The 17,646-nt window shown below is 44.7% G+C and carries 20 protein-coding genes; 12 read left to right on the top strand and 8 right to left on the bottom strand.

What is annotated here, in order from left to right:
- The 3 genes from feoB to ACYVD4_RS23615 form a co-directional block, all read right to left on the bottom strand.
- Positions 1-2,118 (bottom strand): ferrous iron transport protein B, encoded by a 2,118-nt coding sequence (feoB, locus tag ACYVD4_RS23625; protein WP_460949944.1) that lies wholly within the window; start codon positions 2,116-2,118, stop codon positions 1-3.
- Positions 2,119-2,216: 98 nt separating this feature from the next.
- Positions 2,217-2,447 (bottom strand): FeoA family protein, encoded by a 231-nt coding sequence (locus tag ACYVD4_RS23620; protein WP_460949942.1) that lies wholly within the window; start codon positions 2,445-2,447, stop codon positions 2,217-2,219.
- Between the two features lie 137 nt (positions 2,448-2,584).
- Entirely contained in the window at positions 2,585-3,355 is a 771-nt protein-coding gene (locus ACYVD4_RS23615) for a sulfite exporter TauE/SafE family protein (RefSeq protein ID WP_460949940.1), read from the bottom strand.
- Positions 3,356-3,420: 65 nt separating this feature from the next.
- Between ACYVD4_RS23615 and ACYVD4_RS23610 the strand changes: the two genes are divergently transcribed.
- From ACYVD4_RS23610 to ACYVD4_RS23560, 11 genes are all read left to right on the top strand, one after another.
- Entirely contained in the window at positions 3,421-4,095 is a 675-nt protein-coding gene (locus ACYVD4_RS23610) for a heme exporter protein CcmB (protein ID WP_460949938.1), read from the top strand.
- Between the two features lie 93 nt (positions 4,096-4,188).
- A complete protein-coding gene (gene ccsA / locus ACYVD4_RS23605; RefSeq protein ID WP_460949936.1) occupies positions 4,189-4,848 on the top strand; it encodes a cytochrome c biogenesis protein CcsA in 660 nt (219 codons plus the stop codon).
- Between the two features lie 68 nt (positions 4,849-4,916).
- The gene (locus tag ACYVD4_RS23600) at positions 4,917-5,180 is read left to right on the top strand and encodes a CcmD family protein (RefSeq protein ID WP_460949934.1); all 264 of its coding nucleotides are present in this window, start codon (positions 4,917-4,919) and stop codon (positions 5,178-5,180) included.
- A gap of 30 nt (positions 5,181-5,210) precedes the next feature.
- Complete coding sequence (locus tag ACYVD4_RS23595) at positions 5,211-5,666, top strand: cytochrome c maturation protein CcmE domain-containing protein (RefSeq protein WP_460949932.1); 456 nt, start codon at positions 5,211-5,213, stop codon at positions 5,664-5,666.
- Complete coding sequence (locus tag ACYVD4_RS23590; protein WP_460949931.1) at positions 5,663-5,860, top strand: hypothetical protein; 198 nt, start codon at positions 5,663-5,665, stop codon at positions 5,858-5,860. The genes ACYVD4_RS23595 and ACYVD4_RS23590 overlap by 4 nt, the downstream gene beginning before the upstream one ends.
- Before the next feature lie 262 nt (positions 5,861-6,122).
- Entirely contained in the window at positions 6,123-8,774 is a 2,652-nt protein-coding gene (ccsA, locus tag ACYVD4_RS23585) for a cytochrome c biogenesis protein CcsA (RefSeq protein WP_460949929.1), read from the top strand.
- Positions 8,775-8,828: 54 nt separating this feature from the next.
- Positions 8,829-9,062 (top strand): hypothetical protein, encoded by a 234-nt coding sequence (locus ACYVD4_RS23580; protein WP_460949927.1) that lies wholly within the window; start codon positions 8,829-8,831, stop codon positions 9,060-9,062.
- An 84-nt stretch (positions 9,063-9,146) separates the two neighbouring features.
- Entirely contained in the window at positions 9,147-10,427 is a 1,281-nt protein-coding gene (locus ACYVD4_RS23575) for a hemolysin family protein (protein ID WP_460949925.1), read from the top strand.
- A gap of 13 nt (positions 10,428-10,440) precedes the next feature.
- Complete coding sequence (locus tag ACYVD4_RS23570) at positions 10,441-11,580, top strand: aldose epimerase family protein (RefSeq protein WP_460949924.1); 1,140 nt, start codon at positions 10,441-10,443, stop codon at positions 11,578-11,580.
- A gap of 44 nt (positions 11,581-11,624) precedes the next feature.
- Positions 11,625-12,263: an orotate phosphoribosyltransferase gene (gene pyrE / locus ACYVD4_RS23565; protein ID WP_460949922.1), complete on the top strand. Its 639-nt coding sequence runs from the start codon at positions 11,625-11,627 to the stop codon at positions 12,261-12,263.
- 117 nt (positions 12,264-12,380) lie between these two features.
- Positions 12,381-12,833 carry a (4Fe-4S)-binding protein gene (locus tag ACYVD4_RS23560; protein WP_460949920.1) on the top strand — a complete coding sequence of 151 codons (453 nt, stop codon included), beginning with the start codon at positions 12,381-12,383 and terminating at the stop codon, positions 12,831-12,833.
- A gap of 162 nt (positions 12,834-12,995) precedes the next feature.
- On the opposite strand, the gene ACYVD4_RS23555 is transcribed toward ACYVD4_RS23560, so the two are convergent.
- From ACYVD4_RS23555 to ACYVD4_RS23535, 5 genes are all read right to left on the bottom strand, one after another.
- On the bottom strand, positions 12,996-13,499 hold the full coding sequence (locus ACYVD4_RS23555; RefSeq protein WP_460949919.1) for a pyridoxamine 5'-phosphate oxidase family protein: 504 nt from the start codon (positions 13,497-13,499) through the stop codon (positions 12,996-12,998).
- An 89-nt stretch (positions 13,500-13,588) separates the two neighbouring features.
- Positions 13,589-14,005 carry a four-helix bundle copper-binding protein gene (locus ACYVD4_RS23550; protein ID WP_460949918.1) on the bottom strand — a complete coding sequence of 139 codons (417 nt, stop codon included), beginning with the start codon at positions 14,003-14,005 and terminating at the stop codon, positions 13,589-13,591.
- A 31-nt stretch (positions 14,006-14,036) separates the two neighbouring features.
- The gene (locus tag ACYVD4_RS23545; protein WP_460949917.1) at positions 14,037-14,249 is read right to left on the bottom strand and encodes a DUF2188 domain-containing protein; all 213 of its coding nucleotides are present in this window, start codon (positions 14,247-14,249) and stop codon (positions 14,037-14,039) included.
- 273 nt (positions 14,250-14,522) lie between these two features.
- Positions 14,523-16,013 (bottom strand): two-component system sensor histidine kinase NtrB, encoded by a 1,491-nt coding sequence (locus ACYVD4_RS23540; protein WP_460949915.1) that lies wholly within the window; start codon positions 16,011-16,013, stop codon positions 14,523-14,525.
- A 64-nt stretch (positions 16,014-16,077) separates the two neighbouring features.
- Positions 16,078-16,518 (bottom strand): response regulator, encoded by a 441-nt coding sequence (locus ACYVD4_RS23535; protein WP_460949914.1) that lies wholly within the window; start codon positions 16,516-16,518, stop codon positions 16,078-16,080.
- Between the two features lie 449 nt (positions 16,519-16,967).
- Between ACYVD4_RS23535 and ACYVD4_RS23530 the strand changes: the two genes are divergently transcribed.
- A complete protein-coding gene (locus ACYVD4_RS23530) occupies positions 16,968-17,612 on the top strand; it encodes a porin family protein (RefSeq protein ID WP_460949912.1) in 645 nt (214 codons plus the stop codon).
- Positions 17,613-17,646 lie beyond the last annotated feature (34 nt).

The raw sequence follows: 17,646 nt of genomic DNA, 5'->3' as shown, positions 1-17,646 counted from the left end.
CTATTTCATTAATTGATACGTAATAAATGCCGTTACGTACGCGAGGCTCATCATATATACAAGTTGAACAGCAGGCCATTTCCAGCTTTTTGTTTCGCGTTGCGTAGCGGCCAATGTGCTCATACACATCATAGCAAATACGTAAAAAATCAGTAGCGACCAAGCCAGTGCAGGTGTATACATTGGCCCGCCTGTTTCCGGGTTACGTTCCTGTCGGAGTCGTTCCCGAATGGTTACTCCTTCTTCGTCATCACTAGTGCCAATACTATAGATTGTCGACATGGTACCGACAAATACTTCACGGGCCGCAAACGAGCTTAATAACGCAATCCCGATTTTCCAGTCATACCCCAACGGACGAATAACAGGTTCAATAAAGTGACCAAACACCCCTGCATAAGATGACTCCAGCCGCTCGGAAGCTACTTTATTTTCCAATTCATCGGCCGGCAAACTGGCATTTTGCTGGCGAACCTGATTCTCAGCCTGATCCATTGCGTCGCCGGGGCCATAACTGGCAAGTACCCACAAAACAATCGAGATAGCCAGAATCACCCGACCAGCTTCCCATACGAACGCCCTTACGCTTTCCCAGACAGTCAATGCTACGTGATTCCAGCGTGGAAGTTTAAACGTCGGCAATTCCATAATGAAGAAGCTACGTTCTTTCGATTTAAGAACAAGCTTAAGCACAAGAGCGGCTAGTAGCGCACTGATCAAGCCGAGCAGATACAACCCCATTAAGGCCAATCCCTGTAGATTGAAAATGCCCAATACTCGCTGGCTCGGTACAACCAGCGCAATCAGGATGGTGTAAATCGGCAAACGGGCCGAACAACTCATCAGGGGGGTTACCAGAATGGTGATGAGCCGGTCGCGACGGGTGCCGATGCTGCGTGTTGCCATAATAGCGGGCACAGCACAGGCAACGCCCGAAATCAACGGAACTACGCTACGTCCGTTTAACCCGAAAGGCCGCATTAATCGGTCCATAATGACCATCACGCGCGACATATACCCCGACTCCTCAAGTAATGATACGAGCAGGAATAAGAAGGCGATCTGCGGGATAAAAACAAGGATTCCACCAATACCCGCCAGAATACCGTCAGTAAGCAAGTTGGCCAATGGTCCGGCAGGTAAGCTCTCTTTCAATTGTCCGTTTATCCAGGCCACACCTGCATCAATACCATCCATGAATGGGGTAGCCCAGGCAAAAATCGCCTGAAAGATCAGCAACAGAATTAATAGGAAAATCGCATACCCCCAAACCGGATGAAGCAAAACTCGATCTAACCGCTGACTCCAAGTAGGCTGATCATTTGAGCGTTTGTTTGTAACAACCGTGTCGACAATTGAGCCAATGTGCCGATAACGGTCAATAGTTTCGCTGGCCTGATACGTTATTTCGTTGAAATTATGTTTGTCGATAAGTGCATCTAAACCAACTCGTTGCGGCTGATTGAGAAACGTAAAGCCATCGTGTTGAATGACGTATTGCAACGCCAGATAATTGTTATTGAGCCGATACTGCGTTTTGGTATCAGCAATAAGTCCGGTGGCCGTATTTGCCGGATCGAAAAAGAGTTGCTCTGCTACGTTCGGTTGTACAAGCTGATTTATTACCGCTTTTTTAAGTTGGTCTAGCCCTTCGCCCTTACGCGCATTGATGCTCACAACCGGCACCTGCAATTGCATGGCCAGCTTCACCGCATTAACGTCTTTTCCTTCGTCTTTTGCTACGTCGAGCATGTTCAGCGCCAGCACAACCGGCACCCCCAAATCTTTTACCTGCGTGAATAACAACAGGTTACGATGAAGATTCGACGCATCAATAACGACAATCGTCACATCAGGATAATCGGAATGGTCAGGATTAGCTAGAATATCGGTAACAATCTGTTCATCAAGCGATTTCGGGTAAATCGAATAAATACCGGGAAGGTCAACAACGGTAGCCGATATAGTGCTATCAATGACCCATGTACCCGACTTCTTATCGACGGTAACGCCAGGGAAATTACCTGTTTTCTGCCGTAGTCCGGTCAGTTGGTTAAACAAAGAAGATTTACCCGCATTGGGGTTACCGACAAGGCCAATAACAGGAGACGATTTCAAAACAAACTATCAAATGAAAAATGAAAAATTAACAATGAATAATGAAAGCTGAAAAGTGGAAATTAATTGATTGTCCATTTTTCATTCTTCATTATCAATTAAACCTTATCAACAAGAATCGTAGCAGCTTCATCTTTACGCATAGCCAGTACATAACCTGCAACATTCAGACAGATTGGGTCGCCTAACGGTGCTTTGGCTGTCAGGTATATTGGTGCACCGGGCAGGCAGCCCATTTCGAGAAATTTGAGCGACATGGTTTCATCGGTAAATGATCGAATGATGGCACGCTCGCCCGTTTTGAGGTCTGCTACGCTACGTTTATGCATTCTACTTATTTAGATTCAATATAATTAACACAAGATTACAACCGAAAGTTGGGGGATACAAACAAGAACCCAACAAAAGCAGTCGGCCTTTTTACAGAATTCACACCTATTTAGCTCTGCTTTTCCCACCTAATTGGCTACGTTCTTCCGAACAAATCCCACGCGAATCGCAGGATGGTGGCGGCAATAATCAACAGGAAGAACACACGGATGAAGCGATTTCCTTTCAGAATAGCGAGTCGTGCGCCAAGAAAAGCACCCGATAGATTTGTAACCGCCATAGGTAACGCAACTGTATAAATAATTAACCCTTTGCTGGCAAAGAAAAGTACACAAGCCAAATTGGTAGATGCATTTACGAGCTTGGCATGAGCGCTGGCTTTCAGAAAATCGAAACCAATCAGGGCAATGAACCCTAATACCAGAAAGCTGCCCGTTCCCGGCCCGAAAAATCCGTCGTAAAAACCAATTATGGCCCCCATACTCCACATTCGTATCCGTTGTTGCTGTTGGGTTACAATACGTTGTGGAGCCTGACCGAAATCTTTTTTGCTGATCGTGTAGATAAACACGGCTACCAGAATAACCAAAGCAAGTGGCTTCATAAAACTGTTGGGCACGTGAGTAAGCGTAAGCGCACCAAGCCAGGAAGCCCCAAATGCAATGGCCATCATCGGCCCAATAAACCGGCCTTTTACTGCTACGTGCCGACTGTATTGAAAAGCGCCCATTAAACTCCCCGACAACGATGGAATTTTGGTGGTACCAATAAGCGATGGAATAGGATATTGCGGAAGCGTAAACAAGATTGCGGGCGTCTGAATTAGCCCGCCACCGCCAATAATTGCATCGATAAAACCCGCCAGAAATGAAAAACCACAGAGTGTTAATAGCGCACTATCATACATGATTGACAAAAGTAGCGCAAACTTTCCTCGGCCTGATGTAAATTTGCAGAATTAAGCAAACGAGTATGGCAGAATCGATACGGCAAATGAGCGCGTTGATGCGGAAGGAATTCCTGCTGGAGTGGCGCCAACGCTACGCGCTCAATGGAATGCTGTTGTACATTGCTGGAGCGGTGTTTGTCTGCTATTTGAGTTTCAATACCCGGCGCGGCCAACTCTCACCCATTGTCTGGAATACGTTATTCTGGATAATTCAGCTCTTTACGGCTATCAATGCCATTGCCAAAAGTTTTGTACAGGAACGCGCCAGCCGGCAGTTGTATTATTACACGTTGGTTAGCCCGCAATTAATAATCCTCTCAAAAATCCTATACAATACGGTATTAATGCTAATACTGGCGCTTTTAGGATTTTGTGTATATGCTTTTGTGCTGGGCAACCCGGTTCAGGACGTAGCGCTTTATTTACTGACGCTTGTTCTGGGTGCAATTGGTTTTGCGGCAGCCTTAACGTTGGTATCGGGCATTGCGAGTAAAGCCGAAAATCCGGGCACGTTGATGGCGATTTTGAGTTTTCCGGCAATTTTACCTTTGCTGCTCATGCTGTTGAAAATTTCAAAAAATGCACTCGACGGCCTCGACCGTAGTACTAGCTGGAATGAAATCGGAACCGTATTAGCCATCGATGCCATTGTGATAACCGTGTCGTGGCTCCTGTTCCCGTTTTTGTGGCGAAGCTAACGTAACGCGGTCGGACTGGCGCTCCAGCATTCCGTCCGCATTTAATTGGTCACTACGTATAACTTACCGGCGGGCATTCTGTCCGCGTTACTTATGAAGAAAAACTGGTGGAAGGCATTGGCCGTACTCATTTTAAGTTATGTGATTCTGAAAGGTTTACTGGGCGTAGTGCCGCGTCAGCCAATCCTGAACGAAAGTATTCGGAACGTTTATTTTCACGTACCGCTCTGGTTCAGCATGATTACGCTCCTACTTACCTCGGCGGTTTACTCGGTTCGTTACCTACGTAGCGGCAGGTTCGATGATGATCTGGTTGCGGTTGAATTTACAAATACGGCTATTTTGTACGGTTTTCTGGGCTGTGCAACAGGCGCTTTATGGGCTAACTTTACCTGGGGAGAGCCCTGGCCGAACGACCCTAAGTTGAACAGCGTAGCGGTTGGTATGCTGATGTATATGGCCTATCTGATACTACGTGGTTCATTCGACGATGAGCAACGACGCGCCCGCATTTCGGCGATTTATAACATTTTTGCCTTTGCCGTATTTGTTCCGCTCATTTTTGTGTTGCCCCGAATGACCGATTCACTACATCCGGGCAACGGCGGAAATCCTGCGTTTGGGAAGTACGACATGGACAGTGCGATGCGAATGGTCTTCTATCCGGCTATTATCGGCTTTACGTTGCTCGGGGTCTGGATTACCGAAGTGCGGGTACGTTTGGGCCGGGTGAAAGCCGCGCTGGATGATTAAACTCATATTTTCTCCCGGAATGATTCGGGTTAATTTTACGTTACACAATCAACTCTTTTCGTATTCAAATGCGACTTACTTTTTGGGCTAAAGCTCCTCTGGCTGCTCTGCTTTTGCTTAGTCAACACGTACTGGCTCAACAACCTGTTTCCGATGGCGTTGAAATGGCCGATAAACTCCGGGCCGACGGCAAAATCTGGGTAGTGGTGGCCGTTATTGCAGCCGTATTTGCGGGTATTATTCTTTATCTGATACGTCTAGACCGGCAAGTCAGTAAAATGGAAAAAGCGGTAAAAGAATCACAACAAGGGCAACGGGCTAAGCTCTCGTAGCCCACTCATTTATTGTTTCTCTACAAACTCATGAAAATTTCTCACATTATTGGTATCATCGTTATCGCCATCGCTATTGGTATCATTGCCAGCACAGCGGGTGATGCCAGCGTGTATACGACGTTTACCAAAGCCGAACAAATGGCGAAAGATGGCGATGATAATCAGATTCACGTAGTGGGTAAACTCCAGAAAAATGCGCAGGGGCAAATTGTCGATATGTTCTACAATCCCGCCATTGATGCGAATCACTTTGAGTTTACGCTGATCGATACGGAGAATCGGATACAGAAAGTTGTTTACAACAGTCCTAAACCGCAGGATTTCGAACGCTCGGAGCAGATTGTAATCATCGGTAAGATGCAGGGTGACCATTTCCAGTGTAACAAGATTCTGCTGAAATGCCCTTCGAAATATCAGGACGGCAAGCTCGAAACAACCGAACACGAAGCCAAGCGTGGCCCGGCCAAAACAGCGAAAATATGAGTGTTCAGGAAATCGAAAAGGCAGCCAAAGAACTACCTACAAATGAGTTAGATGGTCTTGTTACCCGTTTGTTTGACTTTTTTCACGAGCGTTGGGATAAGCAAATCGAAAATGACCTTGATACAGGCAAATTTGACTTGCTTTTCGATGAGCTAGAAGAAGAATACAAACAAGGGAAGACAAAACCTTTATGACGCATCAAACTTTCGCGCGATTCTGGAAATGTTATAATGAGTTACCGCAACCAATAAGAGACCTGGCAGATAAAAATTATGAGTTGTTAAAGGTAAATCCTTTACATCCATCACTACATTTTAAATGCTTAGGAGGTAAGAGAAAATTATGGTCCGTCCGAGTAGGAGATAGTTATCGTGCACTAGCTATTGAGCCAGAGGAAAATGTATTTGCCTGGTTTTGGATAGGTCCTCATGCAGAATACGATAGAATAATTAGTCAATGATACACACAACCGTCGGGCAACTCGGCCACTTTTTCATCATTCTCTCGTTCGTGACGGCTTTGGTCGCCACGATCGGTTATTTTATGTCGTCGCTGGGTCGGCAACGTATTGCGGTCGAATCCGAACCTGTTGAGGAACCCCAACTGGCTTATGCCGGGGAAGCTAGTTTTGGAGGTAAAGTCGCTAAAAAGAAGACAAAGGCTGCCACCAACGTAGTGCTTCCTCCCGTTAAAGACGATTGGAAAACGTTGGCCCGATGGGCGTTTTATCTTCACGCCTTCGCCATTGTAGGCGTGGTAGGTTCACTGTTTTACATAATCTACAATCATTATTTCGAGTACCACTACGCCTGGAGTCACTCGTCGAGAGCACTGCCTGTCTATTATATGATTTCCTGTTTCTGGGAAGGTCAGGAAGGTTCTTTTCTACTTTGGCTTTTCTGGAATGCGATGTTGGGCGCTATTTTGATCCCTACCAGCGGCAGTAAATGGGAAGCTCCAATGATGACAGTCTTTGCACTGGTGCAGGCATTTCTGGCGTCCATGATTCTGGGGGTGGTTTTTGGCGATACGTTTAAAATTGGCTCATCGCCGTTTCTGCTGCTGAAAGAAGCCATGCCCGATGCACCGATTTTTACAGCTGATCCTAATTATGTTCCGAAAGATGGGAACGGTTTGAATCCATTGCTTCAGAATTACTGGATGGTTATTCACCCACCTACTACGTTTCTGGGCTACGCCTTAACACTGGTTCCGTTTTCATTCTGCATAGCCGGTTTGTGGCGCAACCAACCCCTCGAATGGATTCGCCCTGCACTCCCGTGGACACTTATCTGCGCTGCCATTCTTGGTATTGCCATTATGATGGGCGGTTACTGGGCTTATGAAACGCTCAACTTTGGTGGTTACTGGAACTGGGACCCTGTCGAGAACTCCGTTTATGTACCCTGGTTAGTTCTGGTTGGAGCCATTCATACGATGCTCATTGCCAAAAAGTCGTCTACGGGCCTGAAAACTACGATCATTCTGAGCATCAGTGCTTTCCTACTGATTCTGTATTCTACCTTCATGACACGTAGCGGCATTCTCGGTAATGCTTCGGTTCACTCATTTACCGACTTAGGCTTATCGGGTCAATTGTTGATTTATCTGCTAGTCTTTGTTGGTTTGGCCATATTACTAGCAACCGTAAAGTGGAAACTTATTCCAAGCGACGAAAAGGAAGCATCCGTTTATACCAAAGAGTTCTGGTTGTTTATCGGTGCTACGGTATTATGTTTAGCCGCTTTTCAGATCATTGCCACTACGTCGATTCCGGTTTATAACAAAATTCTGGAATCGTTCGGTAAAGTATCGAATCTCGCGCTGCCAACCGATCAGATGGCGCACTACGGTAAATTCCAGACCTGGTTCTTTGTCGTTATTGCGATTCTGACGGGTATCGGTCAATTTATGTGGTGGCGTAAGATTGAAAACAAGAAGTGGGATGCCCTCATTACACCCGGCATTATAACCCTGCTTATCAGCGCGGCAATCATCGCATTCGGTTCGTTGAAAAATCCGACCTATATGGTTTTATTGGTGGCTTCGGTGTTCGCACTGACAACCAACGGGACCATTCTGCTTGGTATGGCACGAGGCAAAACGCGATTCACAGGTGGGGCAATTGCTCACATCGGTATGGCATTGATGTTGATTGGTATTCTTTATTCGTCGGGTTATTCGCGTGTTATTTCTATGAATAACAGCGGGTTAATGATTTCGAAGTCGGATGATTTTACGAAAAACGATAATAAGGAAAATAAAGAAAACCTGTTGCTCTGGTTAAATCAGCCTGAGCGGATGGATAAGTTTCAGCTTACGTATCGTGGGCAGTACGTTGAAGTACGTGACGTTCCCGGTTACGTACCACGTAACGACGTATCGGTTATCGAAGGTGATTTTCATGGTATTGCCAACCGCAATATTGAGAAAGATGGCAAGCTTTATCATAAGAAAGGTGATACGTTAGCGCTATATCCAGAAAACGTTCACTATGCCGTTGAATACCGCGAGCCAGGCGGAAAAATCTTTACACTTTATCCTCGTTTGCAGGTCAACGAGCGAATGGGCGTTGTGCTTTCGCCCGATATTACTCATTCCATGCAACGGGATATTTATACATACGTAGCAACGGCACCCGACCCAATGGCCGAGCAACAATGGGAAAAAACTGAAACGCACTCGGTGGCTATTAAAGACACATTTTTCCTGAATGACTACGTAGCAATTCTGGACGATGTAATACGTACCAACGAAATAGAGGGCGTAGAAGTTGGTCCAAACGATGCAGCAGTGCGAGCACGAGTACGGGTTCTCGACAAAAACGGGGAACGTATCTTAACACCAGCCTTTATCATTAAAAACCGGATGGTAGCTCACCCAGCCGAAATAAGCGATGAATTGGGTGTACGAATTCAATTAAATGAAATCGATCCACGTACCGGCAAATTCACCTTCGCCGTCAATCGAACACAACGCGATTATGTCGTGTTGAAAGCCTACGAAAAACCACTCATCAACGTACTCTGGATTGGTACGTTGGTTGTTGTGTTAGGCTTTGGTTTGTCTATCGTTCGACGCTATCGGGAATTCAGTCTAAGTCGTTAATTACCAGACAGTATCTAGTGTAGATGCCAATTGGCTAATAACGATTCAATGCGTATGAAATTAAAACTTTCTGAAATACTGATGCTTTCGGCAGCAGCCGGCTTTCTGATTCTCTGGATAGCTGAGTATCAGCGTACAACCTTTGCTGAAAGTTACTGGCTACTGATGTTGAGTCTGGGCTTTTTGCTGGGATTTCAGTATTTTAAAAACCGACGACTCGACCGGGAAAAAGCCATCTCTCCTACTATAAAACAGATGGTAGAAGACAGGAAAAAGAAAAAGAAATAAGTGTTTCAGGTTTCAAGTTCCGTGTTTCTCATATTGTCAACTAACTTGAACCTGAAACGCGGAATTTGAAACCTGAAGACAATTTTGGAACCTTACGCCCTTTTATTTGGAGCCCTACTTGCACTCGTACTTGCTGGTTTTTTTTCGGCGGTAGAAATGGCGTATGTATCGGTAAACCGGCTCTATTTCGAACTACACAGTAAACAGGGGCCATTAGGCGAAAAACTTGTATCGAGTTTTCTAAAAAATCCCATTCTGTTCATTGGTACTACGTTAACCGCCAACACGTTGTTTCTGGTTCTTTACGTAGTATTGGGCGTAGTGGCTCTGAATCCATTGTTGACGGCTATTTTACCTGAAACCTGGGCAACTTCGGTCTTCACGTTGGTAACGCTCGAAACACTGATTCTGACGCTGATTTTTCTTCCCATTGCCGATTACCTACCCAAAAGTCTGGCCCTTATTCACCCCGACCGATTTCTGGAATTACTGGCCGTACCTATTTGGGTCATTTACAAAACTATAGCACCTATAGTCAGACTGCTGGTTGGTACAGCTCGCTTTTTTATTCGCTACGTATTGCGGAAGAAAAACCCTGAAATTCGCCCGGTTTTTGGCCTTACCGATCTGAATCAGTATCTCCAGCAACTGAATCAGAAAGCCGACATGGAAAAAGAAGTTGAAGTCGATACACAGATCTTCAACAACGCTATCGAGTTTCGGGATGTGCGCGTACGTGATTGCATGGTGCCCAGAACCGATATTAATGCAGTGGAAGTAGACGATACGGTTGATGAGCTACGGCAGGTTTTTCAGGACAGCGGCCATTCGAAAATTGTGGTTTATCGTGATACTATTGACGATGTAATTGGGTACTGTCATGCGTTGGCAATCTTCAAAAAACCGTCCACCATCGAGGAAATCATTACCCCTCTGATTACTGTACCCGAAACCATGCACGCACAGGATTTGCTACGTCGCTTTCTCTCAGAGCGCAAAAGCATGGCACTGGTTGTCGATGAGTTTGGCGGAACTGCAGGTATTGCCACGGTTGAAGATATGGTTGAACAGATTTTTGGTGAAATTCAAGACGAATACGACACCAACGAAGATTGGGTTGAACAACGTCTGGATGAAAATACCTGGTTACTTAGTGCCCGTCATCAGATCGATGAACTCAACGAATCCTACGGCTGGTCGATTCCAGAAGGAAACTACGATACGTTAGGTGGCTTGATTTTAGCGACACATGAAGACGTACCACAAGTGGGCGAAGTGATTGAGTTATCGCCTTTTACGTTCACCATTGTCTCGATGGACGGAAGCCGAATCGATACGGTAAAAGTTCATCTTTCGCGCGAATAAACCCTCCTTATATATGAAAATCAGCGCATTACTCTTAGCAGGAATTCTCTGTATGAGCCAACCAACCAGTATGTCCGCTATGTCTCCTGAATCCAAACCCGGTATCGAAAAAACACGTTTTGGTACGTTCCCTGACGGGCGCGAAGCCGAGCTTTTCACGCTTCGGAATGCTACAGGTATGATTGTCAAGATTACGAATTACGGCGGATATATAGTCTCAATCATGGCTCCCGATAAATCGGGCAAATTAGAAGACGTAGTATTGGGTATGCCTACATTCGATGATTATCTAAAAGGTACACCTAGCCTTGGCCCCATCATTGGCCGATACGGCAACCGTATTGGGAAAGCCAAATTCACGCTCGATGGCAAAGAATATACGTTAGCTCCTAATAACAACGGTAACCATATTCACGGTGGCCCGAAAGGATTTGACAAACAACTCTGGAATGCAACAACGGTTGATGGAAAAGAGCCTGCGGTTATATTAACGTATCTATCGAAAGATGGCGAAGAAGGTTATCCGGGTAATTTATCGGTGGAGGTACGCTATACGCTCCAGAAAGACAATGCACTACGTATCGATTATAAAGCCACTACCGACAAGCCAACCGTATTTAATCCGACCAATCACGCATACTTTAATCTGAACGGTCGGAAAGACGATATTCTCAATCACATCCTGACGGTGAATGCAGATAAAGTACTGGCAACGGATAACCAGCAGATTCCAACGGGCGAATTAAAATCAGTTGCCGGAACGCCATTCGATTTCCGTAAGCCGATGGCTATCAGCGAACGAATCAACGATACCACCGACACAGATATTCGCTACGGCAAGGGATATGACCATTGTTGGGTATTTACCGATAAATCGAACAAATTGAAACTGGGCGCTACTGTTTATGACCCAACCAGCGGTCGGCAAATGGACGTATTAACTACCGAACCCGCTGTTCAGGTCTACACCGCCAATAACCTCAACGGCAAGTTTGTAGGCACCGGTGGCATTGCCTATACAAAACGTTTTGGCGTTTGCCTAGAAACGCAACACTTCCCCGATTCGCCCAACAAACCGGATTTCCCAACCACAACGCTACGTCCCGGCGAAACGTTTAAGAGCACTACAGTTTATAAATTTTCGGTTAAGTAGAGCAAGTCTGCGTATTTTTGCCCTCATACTTTCTTCTATTTTCTGTGGATTCTCTGACTGTTCAACAAACGGTAGCACGTCATCTGCTCGACGTAAAAGCCGTTCGCCTTCGTCCCAGTGAGCCCTTTACCTGGAGTTCTGGCTGGAAATCACCTATTTACTGTGACAATCGCGTTACGCTGGCTTATCCAGAAGTACGTAGTTTCATCAAAAATGCACTGACCAACGCCATCCGTCAAACTTTTCCTGACGTTCAGGTGATTGCGGGTGTAGCCACGGCTGGAATTCCGCAGGGAGCTTTGGTAGCCGATGTGCTTAACCTCCCCTACTGCTACGTTCGGCCTGAGCCAAAAGCACATGGCATGGGCAAGCAAATTGAGGGTTATCTGGAAGCAGGGCAGCGCGTAGTTGTCATTGAAGATTTAATTTCGACAGGTGGCAGCTCGCTCAAAGTTGTCGACGTATTACGATCAACGGGGGCCGAAGTGTTGGGAATGGCTGCCATTTTCACATACGGTTTTCCAATTGCTGACCAGAATTTTACTGCGAAAAATGTGCCTTACGTTTGCCTGAGCAATTATGATACGTTGGTACGTGAAGCTCAGACGCTCGATTATATTCCTGCCGAAGCCATGGATTCGCTGGCCACCTGGCGCGAGAATCCAGCGGAGTGGGGTAAATAACGAACAACGATTTCTAACAATCCAGTTCGATATGTTGGTTTATTACGTATCGGACTGGATTGTTTTTTATATCCTGCTTATTTATGCAATTTTAAAAGAAACAAACAATCGACTGTTATGGCTGAGACAATGCAGGATGCAGCCTCTGAAGGCATCACGAAAACTTATACAAACGGCGAAATTACAGTTGTCTGGAAACCGGCCGTCTGCATTCATTCCAAGATTTGCTGGACGCAGTTAATCGAAGTATTCAATCCACGAAAACGTCCGTGGGTAAACATGGACGGGGCAAATTCTGAACGTATTGCCGAGCAGGTAAACCTTTGCCCATCGAAAGCATTAAGCTATTTCCGAAACGAAGAAGCGATACAACCCGAAGATGTTCAGGCCGAAAGTATTGTGGAAGCACTCCCAAATGGACCACTATTAGTATATGGAAATTTACGGGTAAAAGATTCTAGCGGCAAAGAAATGCAGAAAAACAAGGTTACTGCTTTTTGTCGTTGCGGAGCCAGTAGCAATAAACCCTACTGCGACGGCTCACATACTAAAATTGGCTTCGTTGGATGAAGGACGAATTAGCAGGAAAATAGAATGTTTTATTACGTCTGGCCGCGATTCAGGAAAATACCAAATTGATAGCACAATCTGATACTTGATAAAAAAAGAGCGTTACGTAGTCGCTGATAATCAGCGACTACGTAACGCTCTTTAACTAGATATATCAATACGTTAATTATAAATTTTTTCGTTCTCGCCCATCTTTGGCGGGGTGCCCGTTACAAGGGCGGCTGCCTGTTGAAACAGACGTACCATTCGGCTTTCGCTGGCGCTCCAGTATTCTGCCATGTTGATATGCACTTTTAGCAATGTCAGGTTTGGATCGTCTTTTCCGTTCGGGAACCATGCTTTAGCCATTGGATTCCAGAGTTCATCAATTTTCGCCCGATCATGCCATTCGCGTGCGGTACCCGATACCGATACGTAATCGGCATCACTGACTGCCGCAAAGGATATATTCACTTTATGATCATGATGATCAATCTGATCGACTTTGGGTGATGTTCGTTCGGTAAAGAACCAGATGGTACCATCGTTGTCGATTTGCTGAACAGCCATTGGCCGACTTACCAAATTTCCGTCATCATCAACCGTAGTCATCATAGCAATGCGAATATCATTAATGATATCACGCACTTTTTTTAGCTGTGGGGTCAATTTTGTTTCAGTTTCCATAACGTGAGTGTATAAAAGCTGAGCGTCGGTGGATTGCCGTTATCAGTAGATCTACTGATAACGGCAATCCACCGACGCTCAATGTATAATTAATTATAAAGCGTTTCGCGCAGGTCGATCCCATAAAACAGGGATGTTGATGTTACGGCTGGGTTGCCAGCATCTACTTGCGCTGGTAAAGCCATGTTAACGATAGCGGCACAACTAACAATAGTTTGTTGACATATTGCATAGATCTGGCGGCACGCATCCGAATCATATTGTTTCACTTCATGACTACACTTTTCACATACTTCCATACAGGCTTTCGCCAGTAGAGGTGTGTTCTCAGAACCACGTACATAAAGTATAGAAACCTGCCGACACATATCTGCACAATCGAGAGACAGAAATATGCTACGGTACCATTTTTCAATTTCTTCGGAACGTGAACAGGCTAGAGCGAATTCATCGCACAATGTAGAACAGCTTGTTAGTGAGTCGTAGATGGGTTTCTTCCAGATCATCGAATGGTAATTTTAAAGCCAGTAAATTCTATTACATATATTGGTGAGTTCCCATCGACCATTGTGGTGCCTCCATACGTTCGAAACGAGCCAGACGACGAGCCTCATCAATACTTAAGGTTATGATATGTTGCTTATCTAGTTCGCCCTGTTCCTGCAACCGATTAGCAATTTCAATCGCTTTCATGCGGGTAGTTGGATTCAAAGAGCGCATTGCCGATGGAAAATGAGTTGCTGTCCACATAGTATTCGATGTTTTGTAGTAGATACATAGCTTTTATTATGCCACATCTTCAGTCCGTATTTCCATAAGTATATTAATAGGTTTAAATATCTGATTATCAGCCAATTAATAAACATCTTATTCATCAGATTTCAGTAAATTCTCTGCAACTATTATGAGGAATTTTGTGGAATATGTAGACGGAGGTGTGTAATATTTTACCCACTTTATTTCACAAAAAAATCCCGCCCTTTATCTGGAGCGGGATTTTGTAAAAAGCACGAATACACTATGTTAATTATCGACTCGTTTGGGGAAATAAAGTCGGAAGGTTGTTCCCTCTCCTACTTGACTTTCAACTTCAATAGATCCTTTATGGCTATTAATAATATTCTGTGTTGCCGTTAAGCCTAATCCCATACCGCCCGATTTTCCGGTAAAGAATGGGTCGAAAAGCCGCTGCCGATCCACTTCGCTGATTCCACCACCATTGTCGGTTACTTCTACACAAACGCGGTTATCTTCCAAACACATCGTCCGAACCGAGACTACGCCTTTTCCCTCAACCATGGCTTCAACAGCATTGACCAGAATGTTGAGCAGTGCCGTTTTCACCTGATCGCGGTCGAGCAAAGCAGAACAATCGTCAGTTGAATAATGTACCTCAAGGCGCATACGCTTGAGTTTAATCCGGTCGCTGATAAATTGGAGAGTTTCCTTAACTATCTGATTGAAATCCTGCTTTTTCCGATCCAGCTCACGTGGTTTCGATGAATTGAGCATTTCGGTAATCAATTGCCCTATCCGATCAACATTCCGGCCCAGAATATCGGTAAACATGGTAACATACTCGCTATCGGTATCGAGTTCGTCTTTAAGCTGCTCCAGCGCAAGACTTAAATTTGTGAGCGGGTTACGGACTTCGTGGGCAATACTACGGGCAATTTTGCCTGTCATGGTCAATTTCTCAGCCATAATCAACTCCTGCTGTGCCCGTTTCTGGTCAGTAATATCCCGAACGATTCCTTGATACCATTCTGGTTTACCGACTAAATCTTCGACCGCCCAAACCGAAATCAAACAAATTCGCTTACGGCCGTTTCGATGAATAAGGGTCGTTTCGAAATCTTTGATTTGCCCATGCTCCCGAACTTTGAAACGTAATTGACGAAGGTGATTCAGGTCGGCAAATAAACGGGCTGGATTTAATTCGCGAAGATCTTCCCGGCTGTATCCTAGCAGTTGTTCTACAGATGAGTTGGCATCCTGAAACCGCAGGTTTTCACTGGCAACAAAAATCGCATCGATTGATCGCTCGAACAGAGACCGGTACTTGTTTTCTTTCTGAGCTACTTCAGCCAACACACTTGCCTGACGAAGCGCATAGCGTATGCTACGTCCAAGCAACTGGGCATCGATACGTCCTTTAACCAAATAATCGGCAGCTCCTAACTCAAGTGCCGACTGATCAACAGTAAGATCATCCTGCCCGGTCAGCAAAATCATGGGTGCCCGACATCCTCGGCGAAAAGCTTCCTGAATCAGCTCAATTCCGGTGTATTGCCCTAGTCGATAATCGACCAGGTAGACATCATAGGCATCGGTTTCGATAGCTTTGATAGCACTTTCGTAACTATCGACCCAGTTTAGCCGGATGGCACTGTTTTCTTTAGAAGAGACAAGATTCTTTGTCAGAAGATAATCATCTTCATCGTCTTCGATAAGCAGAAGCCGAATGAATTTTTGTTTCTCAATAATGTCGAGTGAATCGGCAAGGGGCGTCATAAAAAAAATAACCTGTGGTTATAAACTACAAAATAGCCCTGTGGTATGTGTTTTATTGTAACGATTAAGGCAGCTTTACGGTATCTAGCCAATATGTTTTTAATGCCCCAACCATTTCAACCAATCGATTAAAATCGAACGGTTTTGTTACGAACGAATTTACGCCTAGATGATACGTCTTCAGTACATCTTCATCGGCTGAAGAGGTAGTCATAACTACAACGGGCAATCGACGCAAATTCGGGTCATCTTTGATTTCTTTCAAGGCCTGAAAACCATTTTTACGGGGCATATTCAAATCTAGAATCAGGAGATTGGGCCATGGCGCATTCTCCTCAGTATAACGGCCTTCATGCCGCAGGTATTCCATCAATTCTTCGCCATCTTCAACAAACAGGATGTTGTGTGTGTAACCGCTTTGCCGAAGTGCTCTTTCCATAAACAAGCGGTCATCAGTATCATCGTCAGCAATTAATATGGTTAACACAGTAAGTTTACGGTGCATACAAATCGGTATAAAAAGAAAAGTTACGGTACCGAATAATTAACAAATTCTAACTAGTAGGTTAGTATTGACAATTAACTAAAAACACATTCTGCTACTAGTTAGACCAGCTTAACCAGCTTAGTTCTTCTCCAAATGTACTTAAAAATCATCTATTTTTCGGTCTGTCTCTATCTGCATATTTTCACAAAACTGACCAAGTAGATTTATAAGTTTCGTTTTAATACAATAGCGTAATGAAAAGTGTTGAAACTGGATGTTGCACTCTACAAATTGGGGAAATTCTTTCTCGTCAGTTTACCGAATACTATTTTCACCATATCCTCTAACTACGTATTATACAAGATTATACCGTTAATTTGACGCACAAGAGGGGTTTGGCACGGTTTTACACTATTTGATGCGTAAGGCAGTATACGTATTGTCTGCCATTCATTGATAAAACCGTTATGAAAAAGTCAATTAACACATTCGTTGTTGCCGCTGTTCTGACAGCAGGTGCCGTCTTTATGAATTTGTCAGATGCCAATGCTCAAGGAAAAACGCGGGTAGGTCTGAAAGGTGGTCTGAATGCAAGTTCGTTGTTCTATGATAGTCAAGGAGCTACCGATAAGAATGAACGTATCGGATTTCATGTCGGTGCTTTTGCACAAGCCCCAATCGGTGAGTTCTTTGCCATTCAGCCTGAGCTACTTTACATGACTAAAGGTTCGTCTGCTACGTATAATACGTTCGGTTTTAATGGTCGTAATACGTTCAAACTGAATTATGCTGAACTTCCTGTTCTTGCTACGTTCAAGCTGGGTCAGGCGGTTGAATTACAGGCTGGCCCTTATGCCGCTTATCTGCTAAATTCAGGCATTAACTCGAACGGTGATTTTGGAACTGGTTCAAGTGCAATTAACCGCGACAACTTTAACAAATTTGATTACGGTATTGCTGGTGGGCTGAACATTTATTTCGGAAAAGGATTTATTGGTGCCCGGTATGAGCAAGGCTTGCAACAGATTGCAAATAGTGGTGCCGCTAAAACATTATTAGGCAATGCAAAAAATGGTGTTGGCTTGCTTTCAGTAGGATTTAGCCTGAACTAATCTTTAATAATTGAATGACAGATCTTTAATAATT

The organism is Spirosoma daeguense, from assembly GCF_054776875.1.
Note: the sequence above shows the minus strand (reverse complement) of the source record. Positions and strands in the feature narration are given on the sequence as shown.